The organism is Geobacillus sp. Y412MC52, from assembly GCF_000174795.2.
Taxonomy (GTDB): Bacteria; Bacillota; Bacilli; order Bacillales; family Anoxybacillaceae; genus Geobacillus; species Geobacillus thermoleovorans.
Window position 1 is genome coordinate 1848811 of record NC_014915.1, and the last position, 16803, is coordinate 1865613.

Below are 16803 nucleotides of genomic sequence, written 5' to 3' on the forward strand. Positions count from 1 at the left end.
CTTACTTGTCCCCCATCAATTTCAATGCCTGCTCATACACTTTTTTGCCATCCGCCATCCCATAAGCCACCATGTCAATGACATCGACTGGAATGCCGTATTTTTGCGCTTCTTTTTGCAATTCCCCTTTCAAGAAGCTCATTTGTGGACCAATCAGGACGACATCGGCTTTGGCCATCTCTTTTTTCGCCTGATCTTGACCGACCGCCCAAATCTCTGACTCCTCACCGATTGATTTGGCGTACTGCTGCATTTTCGTCACTAACAAGCTTGTCGACATCCCAGAACTGCACGCCAATAAAATCCGTTTCATGGTTCATTCCTCCTCTTTGCATTGAGTAAAACAAATGATATCGTTTTCAATTTAAATTATATACATTTATTTTTATTTGTCTAGTCATTTAATAAAAAAGATTAATATTTTTAAGTCGTGCATCCAAAAAACAGCGCGCACAGACTTGCTATGCGCGCGAATACCTATGCTCTCTACCCATTATCCCAGCAAGCAACGCTGCTGGTTGCACCACACCGGCATGCAGCCTAGAGGTCTTCTGTATGCAAAACAACCTTTCAAGAACGCCGCCGAAAATGCGCATTCATTTGCCCTTTCAACATCCGCTCACGCAGCTCTTTCGTCATTTCCTGACGGATTTCCCACGTCGATACCCCTTCCTCGCGCTGATTGGCGATTTTCATCAACTGCTCCACATCGGCGAACGAATATTTGCGGATGCCTTTCGAACGGTCAGGGAACACAAGCTTCCGTTCCTCGTAATAACGAATTTGCCGTTGCGACAGCCCGGTCAGTTCGCTGACAACCCCGATCGAAATGACTTTTTTGTATTTGTAGTGATCTTCTTGCGGATGAGCGGTCATTTTCCTCACCTCTATACGTTGCATTTTCTAACGTAATTATACAAAAAATCATGGTATCTCGTTAACTTTTGTAAATAAAATTAACATATTTTTTAAATTTCCTGTAAATGAGCTTAACACATTCGCTGTACACTAAAGAAAAAGATGATATGGTAAAGGTAAAAACAGGGAGGGAATCGAATGGGGACATGGATGAGAAGCGCCGTGCGGAAGAAAAAGCAATTTTACATCGAACAGCTCGTACGGTTCGGCTTAGCCGCCGACCGCGAGCGGCTTGAAGAATGGACAATGGCCGAACTGCGACGCGAATATGAACGATTCCACCCCGCCCAGACGATCGAAGGAGGACGAAGCCATGGACAAACAAGCCCTCGAACTGGCCAAACGCATCATTGAACTCGATCTGGAGCGCGACGCGATGTTTGAGCAACTGATCGCGCTCATCGGCAACCGAGCGGATGAACTGCTTCGTTTTTTGCAAAATCGATTATAAAACTATCATGAGAAAGTGCCCTGAATTTCTTCACGGGCACCTTTTCTCATCATCATTCTTCAATAGACAGGGTTACATCAATATTGCCGCGGACAGCTTTGTAGTACGGGCACACTTGATGGGCTGCATGCACAAGCTCTTCAGCCGTCTTTCGATCGACCCCCAAAACGCGCACCCGAAGAACAACGGCCAACTGAAAGCCGCCATCCTTCCACCAGTTTTTTCGCTCAATCAAACGATTTCCTTTGAAAGTTTGCAGCGTCTCTTTGGGTTACCCCATTCATTCTGCTGCTTTTTGAGAGAACGATTCGATCACAACCGTCGTTCCTTGAAGGCGACGAGCAGCCATCACCGCGACCATGAAAACGAAGGCAAGCATCCAAAACCCATACGCTGAAGAGCCGGTCCACTGCTTCATCACCCCGAGCACGTTCGGCAGCAAAAATCCTCCCAGCCCGCCGGCTGCCCCGATGATGCCCGTCAACAAGCCGACCTCTTTCGGAAACCATGTCGGAACAACCTGAAACAACGCACCGTTCGCCGCGCCGAAACAAAGGAAGAGAACAAGCATCAAGCCAAACACGACAAAAAGAGGAGGCAGTGCGCCGATGCAAACGAGCAAAACCGCACCAGCGGCAAACAATAAGGAAAGAAGCCGCATTCCGCCGATCCGGTCGGCGATGTAGCCGCCGATTGGGCGGATGAAACTGCCCGCAAACACGACGGCGGTGACGAAATCGCCGGCCGTGACTTTGCTGACGCCGTATTCATCAAAGAAGAAAATGCCCAAGTAACCCGTCAGCCCGACAAATCCGCCGAATGACAAGCTGTAGAAGAAACAAAACAGCCACGCTTCTTTTCGGCGAAGCAAGGTTCCGTATTCGCGCATGGATACTGGTTTTACCGCCGTCGGGCAGTCGCGCGCCAACAAGGCAAACAAAGCAAAGACAACAGCAAGCGGTACAAGCGCCAGTCCAAACACCGTGTTCCATCCGTACGCTTCCGCCAGCCGCGGCCCAAACAACGTCGCCAGCACCGTCCCGCTGTTTCCGGCCCCGGCGATCCCCATGGCCAGCCCTTGATATTCTTTCGGATACCAGCGGCTCGCAAGCGGCAACGCAACGGCAAAGCTGGCTCCGCCCACCCCTAATAAAAATCCGAGCGCATACACATCCGACATCTGGTCAGCGAACTGCCACCCCCACACAAGCGGCACAGCTGTCACCGCCATGCCAAGCAGACCAGCCCGCTTCCCGCCCCAGCGGTCAGCGAGCAGCCCCATCGGAATGCGAAGCAACGCCCCGCCGAGCACCGGAACGGCGACCATCAACCCTTTTTCCGCCGGCGTGAGCACAAACTGTTCGGCGATAAACACCCCAAGCGCCCCAAGCAAGTTCCAAATCATAAAGCTGATATCAAAATACAAAAACGACGATAAAAGCGTCGGCGCATGCCCGACGCGCCAAAACGATTTCCTCGCCATCTTCTCCCGACTCCCCCTTGGCACAGAATGTTCGTTATGTTAAAATGGAAATGAAAGCGATTTCTCCACCTACTTCCCGCCGTATTGCCGGGAAGTTTTTTTCTGCATTCGTGATTCATTGAAAAATTCGGCGATTGACTAGACCCATCACCATAGCGTTCCCCGCTCGCGAACCTTGATGAGTGCGGTTTCCAACTGCTGATGAGAGACAGAACGATGTTTGAATCTTGATGGTTAATTTCTCCCTAAATCGACCACCGGCCGCACCCGAGCTGCGCACCGCTTAAACGCCGGCATCCGGCAATGCGGATCCAACTCATCGGACGTAACGTTGTTGATTTGCCCGAGGCCGCTCCAGTGGAATGGGACAAAAATGGTATCCTCGCGAATTTGATCATTGTAACGGCTGCGGACGACCGCCGCACCGCGCCGCGTTTCAATGCGCACAAGCATCCCTGGGCCGATCCCGTATCGTTTGGCCGTCCTCGGGTGGATCTCGACGGTCGCCTCCGGCTGCCGCGCCGCCAGTGCTGGACTGCGCCGCGTCTGCGTTCCACTTAAATAATGGACAAGCACCCTTCCTGTCGTTAAATAAAGCGGATAACGTTCATCCGTCTCCTCTTTGTCCATCCAAAACGGCAAAACCGCAAACCGCGCCTTGCCGTCCGGATGAGCAAACCGTTCCGTAAACAGTCGAGGAGTCCCGGGATGATGCGGATCGGGGCAAGGCCAGTAGACACGTTCGCGGCGCAGCCGCTCATACGTCACACCATAATAGTCCGCTTTGCCGCCGCGGCTCGCCAGCCGCAGTTCGTTGAAAATCTCTTCAGCTGACGTGAAGGAAAAGCAACGACCCTTGCCAAGCTTGTGAGCGATCGCGCATAAAATTTCCCAATCGTGCTTCACCTCTCCCGGCCGTTTTCGCGCCGCCGGCCGAAAGCATACCCGCCCTTCGACATTTGTCACCGTTCCTTCATCTTCCAAATACGAGGAAACAGGCAACACGAGATCGGCCAGCTCGGCTGTTTCCGACAAAAACATATCCGCAACGACAAGAAACTTCAGTTTTTGCAACGCTTTGGCCACAAACGCCGCGTTCGGGCTGGAGACGACGGGATTCGATCCCATGACCAACAGCCCGGTAATCTCACCCGCATCGATTTTTTGCATCATTTCATACGCTGACACCCCCTTTCGCGGCAGCTCATCTGGCGAAATGCCCCATATGCCCGCAATATACCGGCGGTGTTCCAGATGCTCAATGCTTCGATAACCCGGCAGCTGATCGGCTTTTTGTCCATGCTCGCGGCCGCCTTGTCCGTTTCCTTGCCCAGTGATCGATCCAAAACCCGAACCGGGCCGGCCGATTTTCCCTGTCGCCAATACGACATTCATCCAGTGTCTGACCGCCGCATAGCCGTCCGCTTGCTGTTCAAGGCCGCGCGCCGTGAGCACGATCGCATCGGCAGCCTCCCCGTACTTTCGTGCCGCCAAGCGGATCTTCTCGGCCGGCACGTCGGTCACCCGGGCGATCTCGTCCATCTTCACCGCTTCTATGTGCTGTTTCCATTCGGCAAACCCAACCGTCCGTTCACGCACAAATGTTTCATCGATAAATCCTTCGTCAAGCAACACTTTTCCTATGCCGACGGCCAATGCCGCATCCGTTCCGGGCTTGAGCGGCAGGTGCAGATCAGCCAACGCCGCCGTTTTCGTTTCCCGCGGATCCACCACAATGATAAAAGCTCCGTTTTTCTTCGCTTCGTAAAAATACGGCATCAACGTCGGCTGGCATTCGGCGATATTGGTCCCAGCCAAAATGATCGTCTGAGCGAGCGGAATATCGGACAGCGGATTCGTCAACCCGCGGTCAAGACCGAATGCGTCGTTCATGGCAGCAGCGGCCGCCGACATGCAAAAGCGTCCGTTGTAGTCAATATGCCGTGTCTTGAGCGCCACGCGGGCAAATTTCCCAAGCAAATACGCCTCCTCGTTCGTCAATGATCCGCCGCCGTAAACGGCAAACGCATCGACTCCATCTTTCTTTTGAATGGAGATGATTCGTTCCACGATTAGCGAAAGCGCCTCCTCCCAACTTACCCGCACAAACCGGCCGTCCACTTTGGCAAGCGGAAACAACAGCCGCTCGGGATGCAAAGCGTGCTGGTGAGCGTTCATCCCCTTTAAACAAAGGCGGCCGTTGGACGTCGGGTTGTCAGTCGGGACCGCCTTGTAGCGGCGCCGTTCCACAATCCACTCCTCCACCAGCTGAAGCGTGCACTGGACGCTGCAAAACGGACATTGGGTCGCGGCGGCCATTTCCGACGCCCGTTCTTTTTCCTTGGCGCGAAAGTAGCGCAGCAATTCATTCGTCATCGCCATTCCCCCGCTTCCTACAGCTCAATATATACCGAGCCGCCTTCCACCGCTGCGCGGTACGTTTTGACACACCCTTCATCCGGCGCCTGCGCCTGACCGTCTCTTAAGCAAATTTTCCAATCATGGAGCGGGCAAAAGACATACTCGCCGCTGACAATGCCTTGCGACAGATCACCTCCTTTATGCGGACAGCGGTTTTCGACGGCGTATACTCGATCATCGTGGGTACGGAATAAAGCAAGCTCCAGCATCCCGATGCGCACGCATTTTCCAAGCCGCTTCGGCAACTGTTCGATTGTTCCCACTTCTACTCTCATCATCACTTGATCCTCCTCGCATGGATGCATAGTCAAAAGCCAACCTGTTGGGCAGCCTCTTTTCTCTCCGCTGAAACACTAGATAAGGCTGGGCGGCGGAAGCAACCGGCTTTTTTGCCCGCCCATCTTTCCGTTCGCAGCCATCCCCCTTCATTCCACCGGCACCGGCTCTTTGTCGCCGATATCGCGGAACAATGTTTGTTGCAGTTCATCGTTTTCGACGATTTCCCGCCACGGATCTTTTGTCGCCGAAAGAGCTTTGTGAAGCCGTTCGAGAAGCGCGCGGCGCGTTTCCACATCGAACAACGCTTCGCGGATATGCTCAAGCCCAACGCGCTCGACCCATTTGGACGTCCGTTCCAAATAATGCGCGGACTCGCGGTAATATTGCAAAAAAGCGCCGGTCATCTCGATCACCTCGTCTTCCGTCTTGACCGTGCAAAGCAAGTCAGCTGCACGCAAATGGGTGCCGCCGTTGCCGCCGACATAAATCTCCCATCCGCCCTCGACGCCGACGATGCCGACATCTTTAATGCCCGATTCCGCGCAGTTGCGCGGGCAGGCGGAGACGGCCATTTTCACTTTATGCGGCGTTTTCAGCCGCTCAAATGTTTGTTCCATCCGAATGCCAAGCCCGGTTGAATCTTGCGTGCCAAAGCGGCAAAACTGCTTGCCAACGCACGTTTTCACCGTCCGCAGCGCCTTGGCGTAGGCGTAGCCTGACGGCATGCCGAGATCGGCCCAAATGCGCGGCAAATCTTCTTTTTTCACCCCAAGCAAGTCGATGCGCTGCCCGCCTGTGATCTTAATCATCGGCACGTTGTATTTTTCCGCGACATCGGCGATGTTCCGCAGCTGTTCAGCTGTCGTCACCCCGCCGTATATGCGCGGGACAACGGAGTACGTGCCGTCGGCCTGGATGTTGGCGTGCAGCCGCTCATTGACAAACAAAGATTCCGCTTCTTCATCGTACTCACCCGGATAAAGCATGCCCAGGTAATAATTGAGCGCCGGACGGCATTTGGAACAGCCTTCCTCGTTTTTCCATCCCAATACGCTCATGACTTCTTTGACCGTCATCAGCCGTTTTTCTTTAATGGCCTCGAGCACTTCCTCACGGCTTAAGTCCGTGCAGCCGCAGATCGTTTCTTTCACCGCATACCAATTCGCTTCCTCACCGAGCATATGCTCAAGCAGCTCGGCGACAAGCCCTTTACACCCGCCGCACGAGCGGGACGCATTCGTATAGTCGCGCACCTCGGCGACCGTCTTGAGCCCGTGTTCGGCAATCGCCTGACAAATCGCGCCTTTTGTCACCCCGTTGCAGCCACAGACGACATCGGTATCCGCCATCGCCGCCACAAGGCTTCCTTTTCCTCCCGATGAAGCCGGCGCCAATAACGAAAGAGAAAGCGCCTCAAGCGAATCGCCGCGCTGGATCATATCAAATAGTTTTCTTCCTTCGCTCGTATCGCCAAACAGCACTGCACCAACGATTTTCCCTTCGCGAACGACGACTTTCTTGTACACCGAGCGCGCTTCGTCGTACAACTTGATCGATTCCGTGCCCTCAACGTCCATAAACTCGCCGGCTGAGAACACATCGACGCCTGACACTTTCAGTTGGGTCGAGACGACGGATCCTTCGTACGGCTTTCCTTTTCGGCCGCAAATCGCTTGTGCCAGCACTTTCCCCTGCTCATAAAGCGGAGCGACGAGTCCATACACAACACCGCGATGTTCCGCGCATTCACCGACCGCGTAAATGTGCGGTACGCTCGTTTCCAAGTAGTCATTGACAACGATTCCTCGATTCACCTCAATGCCGCTTCTCCGCGCTAAATCAACATTCGGACGAATGCCGACCGCCATCACCACCAAGTCGGCGGCAATGGACGTACCGTCCTTAAATCGCACTCCTTCCACACGGCCGTTGCCGAACAATTCAGCCGTCTCTTTGCGAAGCAAAAAGTTCATTCCTTGTTTCTCCAGCTCCCGCTGCAGCAGCTTCGAAGCGGTCGGGTCAAGCTGGCGTTCCATCAAATAGTCGAAAATATGGATGACATCGACATCCATCCCTAAGTTAAGCAGGCCGCGTGCCGCCTCCAATCCAAGCAAGCCGCCGCCGATGACCGCCGCTTTTTTGTACGTCTTCGCATATTCGATCATCCGCTCGCAATCTTGGATGTCGCGAAACGCCGTCACCCCGGGCAAATCCGCTCCCGGCACCGGCAAGATAAACGGATTCGACCCCGTCGCGAAAATCAATTCATCGTATTCGACTACCCGCCCACGGTCGGTCCGGACAAGCCGCCGCTCGCTGTCGACTTCCGTCACCGTTTCACCGGCAAACAGCCGAATGCCGTGTTGCTCGTACCATTCCCAACTGTTCAACGTAATGTCATCAAGGCGCGTATCTCCTTGCAGCACCTTTGACAACAAAATGCGGTTATAGTTCGGATGCGGTTCGCTGCCAAAAATCGTGATCTCAAACGCCTCACGGTCAAGTTTTAAAATCTCCTCGATGCAGCGAACCCCCGCCATGCCGTTGCCGATTAACACGAGTTTTCGTTTCACGTCGCCATCCCTCCATACTTCATACGTTGTTCCACTTTCTTATTGTCATCGATGCAGCCAAAGCCGGATCGTCATCACCAGCAACTCCCATAATCCGATTGTTCTTGTTCGCATCACCCTCACATTCCCCCTTTGCCTTGGTTGTGCCCATCATATCACGTCAAAAATGAAGCATGCATTTTTTATGTCAGTTTATATAACACACTTTTAACAAAAAACATGAATAATCGCATGAAAAATCAGAGTAATATACGTATTTGTTGGAATCATGTAACTTTTTATCACATAAAAAAGCGGCCTTCCGCCTGATGGAGCGGAGGCCGCTTCTTGTTTGGAGGGTGCTTCATTAGGGGGATGATCAGTGAATCGGACGGGATTCCAACAGTTCATCGATGATGCGCGCGTAGTGGTCAATGCGCCGCTCCAGCTCCTCCATCTGCCGCTCAAGGCGGGTGATGTATTGACGGAAGGTCATCGGAGCGCCGTATCGCTGTTCGAGCCGTTCTTCGATTTTCTGCCGCTCGCCGTGGACAGAGACGAAGATGCGCATCTCGCGGCCGAACACTTCGCGGACGGTTTCACTGATGAGTTCGCCATATCTTGTTTGCAGCCATTCACATTGAATCTCGTTTAGGCATTCGATGATGAGCCAATCCTCATCCACCGTCGCGGACGTCGAAGCAAACCAAGTGTCAAACGACGGGCCGGACAGCTTTTGCGCAAGCTTCGTTTTCACTTGCTCCCAAAGATGATGCTCCTTCACGCACTCACCCCCTTTCGTCTACTCGCCTGGCTGCCATACATGTTCGCGCAATTTCGCCCGAATGTCATCCGGAATCGGCTCGGGCCGCCCGGTGTCAAAATTGAAATTGACATACACCGACCGCCCTTTCGCGCAGGCCACACCGTTTTGGTGGATTTCTTCATAAATCGTGAGGCTTGTGTTGCCGATGCGTTCAATGCCGGTATACACGGTCACATCTTGCCCATAATACATTTGGTTGACATAATCGACTTCCATACGGATGATCACCATCCGCCAACGTTTGAATGACAAATCAGGCGTAAACAGCTTGAAAATTTCATGCCGCCCCGCTTCAAACCAAACGGGCACGGTCGTATTGTTAATATGGCCGACGCCGTCCGTCTCCGACACGCGCGGCGTAATGACAGTCGTAAACATAAACGCTCCCCCTCAACAGAACTGGAATCTTCTTTTGTCGAATTTAGGCGACTGATGTATATGGGTTCGCTCCACGATGTGGAAATTCCTGCTTCACCATCAAGAAAACGTGAAAAACGTCACCCCTTGAGCGGAAGGGGGATCCAACCTGAGGAGCGAGACCCTATTTCCAACAGCCAAAGAAAAAACAGGAGCCTGAAGCAGCCCCTGTTTTTGTGTTCTCACTTGTTGTTCGGTTCCACGATCGCCCCGGCAAACGCGGCTTGGTAAATCGCGCGGATGTCGGCTTCCAAAAGCGGCATCGGGCTGCGGGCGAGCAGCCGTTTTTGCTGGACGGCGTCTTTCGTCAGACTTTCTAATGCGCTTTCCGGAATGCCAAAACCGCCGAGCGTCTTCGGAATGCCGACATCGGCGACGAGGCGCTCGAGCTCCTCGACGCAGCGGTGCGACGCCTCCTCCTCTGATAAAAAGCTCGAGTTGCCGCCGAGAGTGTTTAACATGTCCGCCATTCGTTTCGTGCAGCTTTGGCGAATATAGCCCATCACATATGGCAAGAGCACGGCATTTGATTCGCCATGGGCGATATGAAACTGCCCGCCAAGCGGATAAGCGAGCGCATGCACGCCGGCCACCCCGGCGTTGAAAAACGCCAAACCGGCCAGGTAGCTGCCGTTCGCCATATCGGTGCGCGCCTGTTTGTCCGTTCCGTTTTCCACCGCTTTGCGCAATGAGCGGGAAATAAGACGCATCGCCTGAAGCGCCAAACCGTCCGACGTCGGGCTCGCGTTGACCGACACGTACGCTTCAACCGCATGGGTAAGCGCATCAATGCCCGTCGCCGCTGTCACCCGCGGCGGAACAGAAACAGTGAGTTGCGGGTCGACGATCGCCACATCCGCCAACAAATAGTCATGCGTCACGACGTCTTTCGTCGTTTCTAAGGACAATACGGAGATGTTCGTCACCTCCGACCCGGTGCCTGATGTCGTCGGAATCAATATTTTCGGCAATCCTTTTTTCTCAAGTGTTCTCGTTCCAGTTAAGTTTAAATAATCGGCGACCGAACCTTCATGCACGGCCAAAACAGCGGCCAGTTTCGCCAAATCCATCGCGCTGCCGCCGCCGACGCCGATGACAAGGTCAAACTCTCCGTCGCGGACAAACGCCACCGCCTTCTCCCCCGTTTCAAGCGGCGGCTCCGGCACAACATCCGTATACACATGCACGCTGCACCCTGCTTGCCGGAGCGGAGATGCCACTTGCTCGACGAGGCCGAGTTTTTCAAGCGCTGGATCGGTGATCACCAACACGTGTTTTGCCCCAAGCCTTTTTACTTCTGGAACTAACTGCGTAAGCGCCCCCCAGCCGACATAGCTGAGCGGCGGAAAGACGATGCGGGATGCGGTCACTGTTTTTCTCTCCCTTCCTTCCTTATTCATAATACCCTTCTGTTGATTTACGAAATTGCTTGAATTGTTCCGCATCATGACCGAACCAAATTTTAGAATTGGTTTCTTGAGCAATGCGGCGAATTCGTTCGACGGTATTCACATAGCCGAGCGAATCGTAAATGATTCCTGGCGGTTTAACGGGCGGACCATAATTTTCCGCTGTGTAAATCGCGTCGGAAGCGAGGATAATTTTTCCCGTTTCCGGCAGTTCAACATGAAGGCCAAGCATGCCCCAGGCATGACCGCTGCCGAAGTTTAACACTCTCACTCCTTCCGCCAACAAAATATTATCCTCGTGTCGTTTCACTGTTCTCCACTGTAAGTTATTTTTAATCCAGGCATCGATATCTGCCCAAATATAAGCCCCTTCTTTCTGGTTTCTCGCATAACATTGCAATGCACCGTTAAACTCATCTTCATGGACAATGATCGTCGCATTCGTAAACATTTCCAAGCATCCGGCATGATCTAAATGCAAATGGGAAGCAACAACATAACGGATATCTTCTGGGCGAACCTTTAACTGTTCTAACCGGTTGTGCAAATAACATTCTTCACTGGCGTTCCACGGAAACATTTGCTGGGTAACTTCCGCCCATCTTCCTTGAGGCCCCATGGAATTCGGATTGCAGGCTGTATCAAACAAAATTTTTCCTTCCGGATGATCAATAAGGACCGTGTAAATTGGAAACTCCACAAATTCCGTCTGTGCATTCGGATTGTAAATCGTCGCCGGATTGTGCATCGCAATCATCCAGTTCTTGTCCATCCTCATTCGTCCGTTATCCATGACATACAACTTTGGGCGAGGTTTAACTATGTTTGTCATCATCTTTTCCTCCTCTATCATTATTTGATTATGGGGGCTTGTCACCTTCCCTTGTTTTTTCATTTACGCAAGCAGTATGCCAACCCCCATAGATGACGACATACACAAGTTATAACAATCCTTCTCTCTCCCTCCACAGGACTGGTGGAACGCGGACACCATCGGCCATTTGGCAGTCTTTCATCCGAAAAACGAGCTAAGGCATGTCTAATAAAGTTAACTTTCTTCAAGAAAATAACGAAAAAACAGTTGACTAAAATGTTTTATGGCCCTACATTCATATTTCGACGAAAAAAATCACCATTGCAGAGAAGGAAAAGATGGCTACTTTGTTGAAATAAACATATTGTTACCGTTTTCACCAATCGGTGATTATTTTCACCAATCGAAAGGGGGAGTCTTATTGAATACCACGATGAATCAGGAATGGATGCAATCTCTTCTTTCCTCGTTTCATAACGGCGTCATCGTCATTGATCGATATAACCAGATTGTCTTTCTCAATGACGCAGCAAAACAACTGCTTCACCTCGAAGGAGAAGAGTGGAAAGGCAAAGACATCCGCGTTCTGTTGCCCGAAACGAAACTCCCGCATGTAGCCAAAACAGGTGAACGGATAATTGGGACAAAAACAATCATCCACGGACGTACCTTTCTTGTCAATCGCACTCCTTTTTATGAAAATGGCGAATTAGCCGGGGCGGTTGCTGTTTTGCAAGATTTCACTGAAATCGAACATTACCGTCAACTATCCAAACAAATGGAAACAATCATTGAGTTCTCAACGGATGGCATCTATGTCGTTGACGGCAACGGCATAACGCTTATGGTCAACTCAGCTTATGAACAAATCACTGGATTTCGGCGTGAGGAGCTGATTGGCCGGCATATGGAGGAACTCGTTCGTGAAGGTTATTTCGATCAATCCGTATCTTTGCTCGTTTTAAAGCAAAAGCAACGTATTTCCATGTTGCAGACCATTGGCGGAAAAAAAGATGTCATCGTCACTGGAAATCCAGTATTCAACGAACAAGGAGACATCGAGATGGTGGTCACGAGCGTCCGCGACATCTCGGAACTGAACAAGCTGAAGCTTGAGTTGGAAAAAGCCAAAAGTTTTTCACAGCTCAACCAGCATCGTTATACGTTCTCCGTCGACAACCGTGAGGAGGCCATGATTTGCCGCAGCCCGGCCATGAAAACACTCATCGACAAAGTAATGCAAATCGCAGCCTACCCAACAACGGTGTTATTGACCGGCCCGTCCGGCGTCGGCAAAGAAGTGATCGCTAATTTGATCCATTATCTCAGCCCACGCAAAGACGCTCCCTTCATTAAAGTCAACTGCGCGGCGATTCCTGAATCGTTGCTTGAGTCAGAGCTGTTCGGCTATGAAAAAGGGGCGTTCACCGGCGCCCAAGCCGGCGGCAAAATCGGTTTGTTTGAACTTGCCGATGGCGGCACGATTTTGCTTGATGAAATTGGAGAAATGCCGCTTTCCTTGCAAGTGAAGCTGTTGCGCGTTCTTCAGGAAAAAAGAATACAGCGCATCGGCGGCCGTAAAGCGAAAGCGCTCGATGTCCGCGTCATTGCCGCCACCAACCAAGACCTTCAAAAGCAAATGGAAGCCGGCCTGTTTCGCACCGACTTGTACTACCGGCTTCACGTCGTTGAACTGTACGTTCCACCGTTGTCCGAGCGCCCGCAGGACATCGAGCCGCTCCTTGACCATTATTTCAGCTTTTTCTGCGAACAATACCGCATTCCAAAGAAGCTGTCGCCAGCAGCCAAAGCGGTACTGGAGCGATACCATTGGCCCGGCAATGTCCGCGAATTGAAAAACCTAATGGAAAATTTAGTCGTCTCCGTTCCGTCCCGATGCATCAAACCCGATGACTTGCCGTCCCACATCCGCCGTCAAATGGAGTCATCGTCAGCATCGACGCTGAAAGAAAAAGTGGAACAGTACGAAAAACAGCTCGTATTCGAAACGCTCGAAGCTGCCCCATCGCTCCGCAAAGCGGCTGAACAGCTCGGCATCGATCATTCGACATTAGTGAAAAAATTGCAGCGTTGGGGAATAGCGAAACGTCCGCGGCCGTAACCGACAAGCGCGGACGTTTCACTCATTTCCGCCAAGCTTCCTCCAGCTCCCGCTTCAGCTCTTCGACAAGCTCCGCGGCCGGAAGCTCCCGCGCCATCCGGTATCCTGTCCCCGCCCAAAGCGACATCCCTCCCGGATCGCCCGCCTTGGCGGCGGCAGCGCGCAGCGGTTTCGTCATATGGTGCACATGCGGATACGCCGCCGGCGCCATGGCGCGATACTCCGCCATAAACCGGTTTACAAGCCCGCGCGCCGGCCGGCCGGTAAACGCCCTCGTCACGGCCGTTTCGGCAAACCGCGGATCGGCAAGCGCCTGCTTATGGAGCGGATGCGCCCCGCTTTCCGGGCAGCGCAAAAACGCCGTCCCGAGCTGCACCGCGCTCGCCCCGGCTTTGAGCGCCGCCGCGATGCCGCGCCCATCCATGATCCCGCCCGCCGCCGCGAGCGGAACCCGAACCTCCGCGCGCACTTGGGCCAACAGCGGGAACAACTCGAGCGCCCCATCCTTTTTCGGATCGTTGCCAAACGACGCCCGATGCCCGCCCGCTTCCTTCCCTTGCACGCAAAGCGCATTCGCCCCGGCTTTAGCGGCCATTTCGGCTTCCTCCACCGATGTCACCGTCACGATCACAAACGCCCCCGACTTTTGCAAGGCGGCGATCACCTCTTTGTCCGGGCAGCCGAACGTAAAGCTGACGACCGGCACCCGCTCCTCAAGAAGCACATCAAGCTTCGCCTCCCAGTCGTCGTCATCCCATTTCGGCTCGCCGACTGACGCCCCAAGCCGCTCCGCCTCGGATTCGAGCACGGCGCGGTAGCGTTCGAGCGCCTTTTCATCCACTGTTTTATTCCCCGGCACAAACACATTCACCCCAAACGGCCGGTCCGTTAACGTCCGCAGCTCGTGAATTTCCTTCCTCATGGCCTCCGCTGTCTTGTACCCGCCGGCCAAAAAACCAAGCCCTCCGGCGTTCGACACCGCCGCCGCCAGTTCAGGCGTCGACACTCCGCCCGCCATCGGGGCTTGGATGATCGGGATGGGAAGTGTAGAGAACATACGTATCTCCCTTCTTTCGGCTAAAACCGTTTTGCCTCTCTCCTATTTTTTCGCGCTTCGTGCTCGGATTTCCTCCCCCCTTTGTCGAATCAATCTTTACGCCGACTATGTCTTTTGCACGCTCCATGAACGACAGCTGTCCGGCCAACGCGGCGCGTTTTCAACATCTCACATACATATGGTAAGAACAGGTGTTATCCGTTGTTCAATCAATCGATCGAAACATAAAGCGAACAATACGATCCATGCCTAATCGCTGTCGCCTGACGTCCAACAAACGGGCAGTTTGTTCATCCCTTTATCCCTTTACAGACCCGCGAGCGAGAAAGCCCACTCCTTGAGGGGTGGGATGAAAGCGAGCCGTTTTCTTAATATTGAATGATTCTGAAAAAAATGGTATCCTGTAATCGCCACAAGGAGGTGAATCCATGCCGACCATCACACTAAGGCTGGAGCTGCACAACCCAACAAAAGTCAAACAAGACATGTATGAACGGATGACAGAAGTGAATACCGCGTTTGCGAATTGGCTGTTGAATCATCCCGAGCTGAATCAAGCGACGAGCAAAATATTTAAAGAGTTTTCGCCGCAGCGGTTTCCTCCCGCTGTCGTGAATCAAACGATTCGAGAAGTGAAGTCCCAAAAGAAAAACCAGAAAACAAAGAAGTTTCGAACATTCTGGTGCTGCTTTAACAATCAAAACGTGAAGGTGGAAAAGAAAGGGGCGTTCTACACGGTTTCCTTCCCCACACTGGAGAAGCGAATTGGCGTGCCAGTGGTTGCGCGCCCCTACCAAGAAGCGTGGCTGAAGCGGCTGCTCGATGGAACCGTCAAACAAGGGGCCGCCAAACTCTACAAAAAGAGAACGAAATGGTACTTGGCGATCGTGATCACCTTTGAAGTCAAGCCGCGGCACGAAACAAAGGTGATGGGGGTTGACGTTGGGCTTCGCTATATCGCTGTGGCCAGCGTGGGAACGAAATCGTGGTTTTTCAAAGGGAGCCAATGCGCCTTCATTCGCCGACGCTATGCGGCTTTGCGGCGAACGTTGGGCAAAGCCAAGAAGCTCCAGATGATTCGCAAAATCGGCCGCAAAGAGTCCCGCTGGATGAAGGAGCAAAATCACAAAATCAGCCGTCAAATCGTGAATGTTGCGCTCGCCAACGGTGTTGGCGTGATTCGGATGGAAGCGTTGACAGGGATTCGCAAGCGAGCAAAATCGGCCAAAGAAGCAGGACGAAGCCTTCATTCTTGGGCGTTTCATCAACTGCAAACGATGATTGCCTATAAAGCCGAAATGGCGGGCATTCGGGTGGAGTGGGTGAAGCCGACCTATACAAGCCAAACATGTCGATGCGGGCATCGAAAGAAAGCGAACCGAAACGGCATCCGCTTCCGATGCCAAAAATGCGGATACGCCATCCACGCCGACTTGAATGGCGCGATCAACATCGCCAAAGCGATTTCGGGCTTCGCCGCCTAGCGCACTGGTCACAGGTGCGCCGCCCATTGGGGTACATCGTAACCCGATGGGACGGGGTGATGGCACACCCCTGAAGCTTTTGCGTTGTCTGAACCAGAAATGGATGAGGGCGTTAACGACCCAAGAATCCCACGCCCTTTAGGCGTGTGGAGTGTCAATCAATATCCTTTAACAAAAGACTGGCCACTTTGATAAACGTTTTGCCATCCTCAAACGAAAAATAGCGCATGCTGTTTTCATGAACAAGTTCTTCGATTTTTGCCCATGTCTCCGTATCGCGGCGATGGTGGATGCGTTCGAGCTTCTCTACTTCCAGCTTCAAGGCACGAACCACCCACTCCGGTTCATCCGCTAGAAATCGCAAAAACTGTTCTTCTAATTGAGCATTGTAAAACGTCTGATTGTAATACGAGTCAAAGAAATATTGAAGATGTTCGAATTCTTTTCGAATGTCCATGTTTCATCTCCACCTTTCAAGTTCTCCTTTCGACAAACGTGGCGGGTTATCCTGCCTTATTGCTTGATCAAACAAAAAACTCCCCAAACCATCCACTGGTTTAGGGAGTTTAT

Annotated in this window: 17 protein-coding genes; 4 read left to right on the forward strand and 13 right to left on the reverse strand. The window is 52.6% G+C overall.

Features of this window, described 5'->3' with window-relative positions:
* Position 1 precedes the first annotated feature (1 nt).
* Positions 2-313 carry a PTS sugar transporter subunit IIB gene (locus tag GYMC52_RS09175; RefSeq protein ID WP_013523858.1) on the reverse strand — a complete coding sequence of 104 codons (312 nt, stop codon included), beginning with the start codon at positions 311-313 and terminating at the stop codon, positions 2-4.
* A 257-nt stretch (positions 314-570) separates the two neighbouring features.
* Positions 571-876, reverse strand: coding sequence for a MerR family transcriptional regulator (locus GYMC52_RS09180; RefSeq protein ID WP_011231350.1), 306 nt, complete (start codon positions 874-876; stop codon positions 571-573).
* A 180-nt stretch (positions 877-1056) separates the two neighbouring features.
* Between GYMC52_RS09180 and GYMC52_RS18665 the strand changes: the two genes are divergently transcribed.
* Together GYMC52_RS18665 and GYMC52_RS19765 are read left to right on the forward strand one after the other, a co-directional pair.
* A complete protein-coding gene (locus GYMC52_RS18665; RefSeq protein WP_013523859.1) occupies positions 1057-1272 on the forward strand; it encodes a Fur-regulated basic protein FbpA in 216 nt (71 codons plus the stop codon).
* Entirely contained in the window at positions 1232-1369 is a 138-nt protein-coding gene (locus GYMC52_RS19765) for a hypothetical protein (RefSeq protein WP_011231352.1), read from the forward strand. Before GYMC52_RS18665 ends, GYMC52_RS19765 begins: the two co-directional genes overlap by 41 nt.
* Before the next feature lie 52 nt (positions 1370-1421).
* On the opposite strand, the gene GYMC52_RS09185 is transcribed toward GYMC52_RS19765, so the two are convergent.
* The 9 genes from GYMC52_RS09185 to ahlS all read right to left on the reverse strand — a co-directional run bounded on the left by GYMC52_RS09185 (position 1422) and on the right by ahlS (position 11588).
* Complete coding sequence (locus tag GYMC52_RS09185; RefSeq protein WP_414629271.1) at positions 1422-1604, reverse strand: hypothetical protein; 183 nt, start codon at positions 1602-1604, stop codon at positions 1422-1424.
* 45 nt (positions 1605-1649) lie between these two features.
* Positions 1650-2852 carry a nitrate/nitrite transporter gene (locus GYMC52_RS09190; protein WP_015731711.1) on the reverse strand — a complete coding sequence of 401 codons (1203 nt, stop codon included), beginning with the start codon at positions 2850-2852 and terminating at the stop codon, positions 1650-1652.
* Between the two features lie 234 nt (positions 2853-3086).
* Positions 3087-5234 (reverse strand): assimilatory nitrate reductase catalytic subunit NasC, encoded by a 2148-nt coding sequence (gene nasC, locus GYMC52_RS09195; protein WP_013523860.1) that lies wholly within the window; start codon positions 5232-5234, stop codon positions 3087-3089.
* Positions 5235-5245: 11 nt separating this feature from the next.
* Positions 5246-5551 (reverse strand): nitrite reductase small subunit NirD, encoded by a 306-nt coding sequence (gene nirD, locus GYMC52_RS09200; RefSeq protein ID WP_013523861.1) that lies wholly within the window; start codon positions 5549-5551, stop codon positions 5246-5248.
* A gap of 147 nt (positions 5552-5698) precedes the next feature.
* Positions 5699-8125 (reverse strand): nitrite reductase large subunit NirB, encoded by a 2427-nt coding sequence (nirB, locus tag GYMC52_RS09205; protein ID WP_013523862.1) that lies wholly within the window; start codon positions 8123-8125, stop codon positions 5699-5701.
* Between the two features lie 358 nt (positions 8126-8483).
* Positions 8484-8888, reverse strand: coding sequence for a DnaA N-terminal domain-containing protein (locus tag GYMC52_RS09210; protein ID WP_013145213.1), 405 nt, complete (start codon positions 8886-8888; stop codon positions 8484-8486).
* A gap of 18 nt (positions 8889-8906) precedes the next feature.
* The gene (locus GYMC52_RS09215) at positions 8907-9308 is read right to left on the reverse strand and encodes an acyl-CoA thioesterase (RefSeq protein ID WP_013523863.1); all 402 of its coding nucleotides are present in this window, start codon (positions 9306-9308) and stop codon (positions 8907-8909) included.
* A 221-nt stretch (positions 9309-9529) separates the two neighbouring features.
* A complete protein-coding gene (locus tag GYMC52_RS09220) occupies positions 9530-10717 on the reverse strand; it encodes an iron-containing alcohol dehydrogenase (RefSeq protein ID WP_041469462.1) in 1188 nt (395 codons plus the stop codon).
* Positions 10718-10739: 22 nt separating this feature from the next.
* On the reverse strand, positions 10740-11588 hold the full coding sequence (gene ahlS, locus GYMC52_RS09225) for an AhlS family quorum-quenching N-acyl homoserine lactonase (protein ID WP_041469464.1): 849 nt from the start codon (positions 11586-11588) through the stop codon (positions 10740-10742).
* Positions 11589-11991: 403 nt separating this feature from the next.
* Here ahlS and GYMC52_RS09230 point away from each other — a divergent pair, with 403 nt between their 5' ends.
* Complete coding sequence (locus tag GYMC52_RS09230; protein WP_013523866.1) at positions 11992-13692, forward strand: sigma 54-interacting transcriptional regulator; 1701 nt, start codon at positions 11992-11994, stop codon at positions 13690-13692.
* 22 nt (positions 13693-13714) lie between these two features.
* On the opposite strand, the gene GYMC52_RS09235 is transcribed toward GYMC52_RS09230, so the two are convergent.
* Positions 13715-14749: an NAD(P)H-dependent flavin oxidoreductase gene (locus tag GYMC52_RS09235; protein ID WP_013523867.1), complete on the reverse strand. Its 1035-nt coding sequence runs from the start codon at positions 14747-14749 to the stop codon at positions 13715-13717.
* A gap of 428 nt (positions 14750-15177) precedes the next feature.
* On the opposite strand from GYMC52_RS09235, the gene GYMC52_RS09240 reads away from it, so the two are divergent.
* Positions 15178-16233 (forward strand): RNA-guided endonuclease InsQ/TnpB family protein, encoded by a 1056-nt coding sequence (locus GYMC52_RS09240; protein ID WP_013523868.1) that lies wholly within the window; start codon positions 15178-15180, stop codon positions 16231-16233.
* A gap of 154 nt (positions 16234-16387) precedes the next feature.
* Here GYMC52_RS09240 and GYMC52_RS09245 read toward each other — a convergent pair whose 3' ends face one another.
* A complete protein-coding gene (locus GYMC52_RS09245; protein WP_013523869.1) occupies positions 16388-16690 on the reverse strand; it encodes a hypothetical protein in 303 nt (100 codons plus the stop codon).
* Positions 16691-16803: the final 113 nt, after the last annotated feature.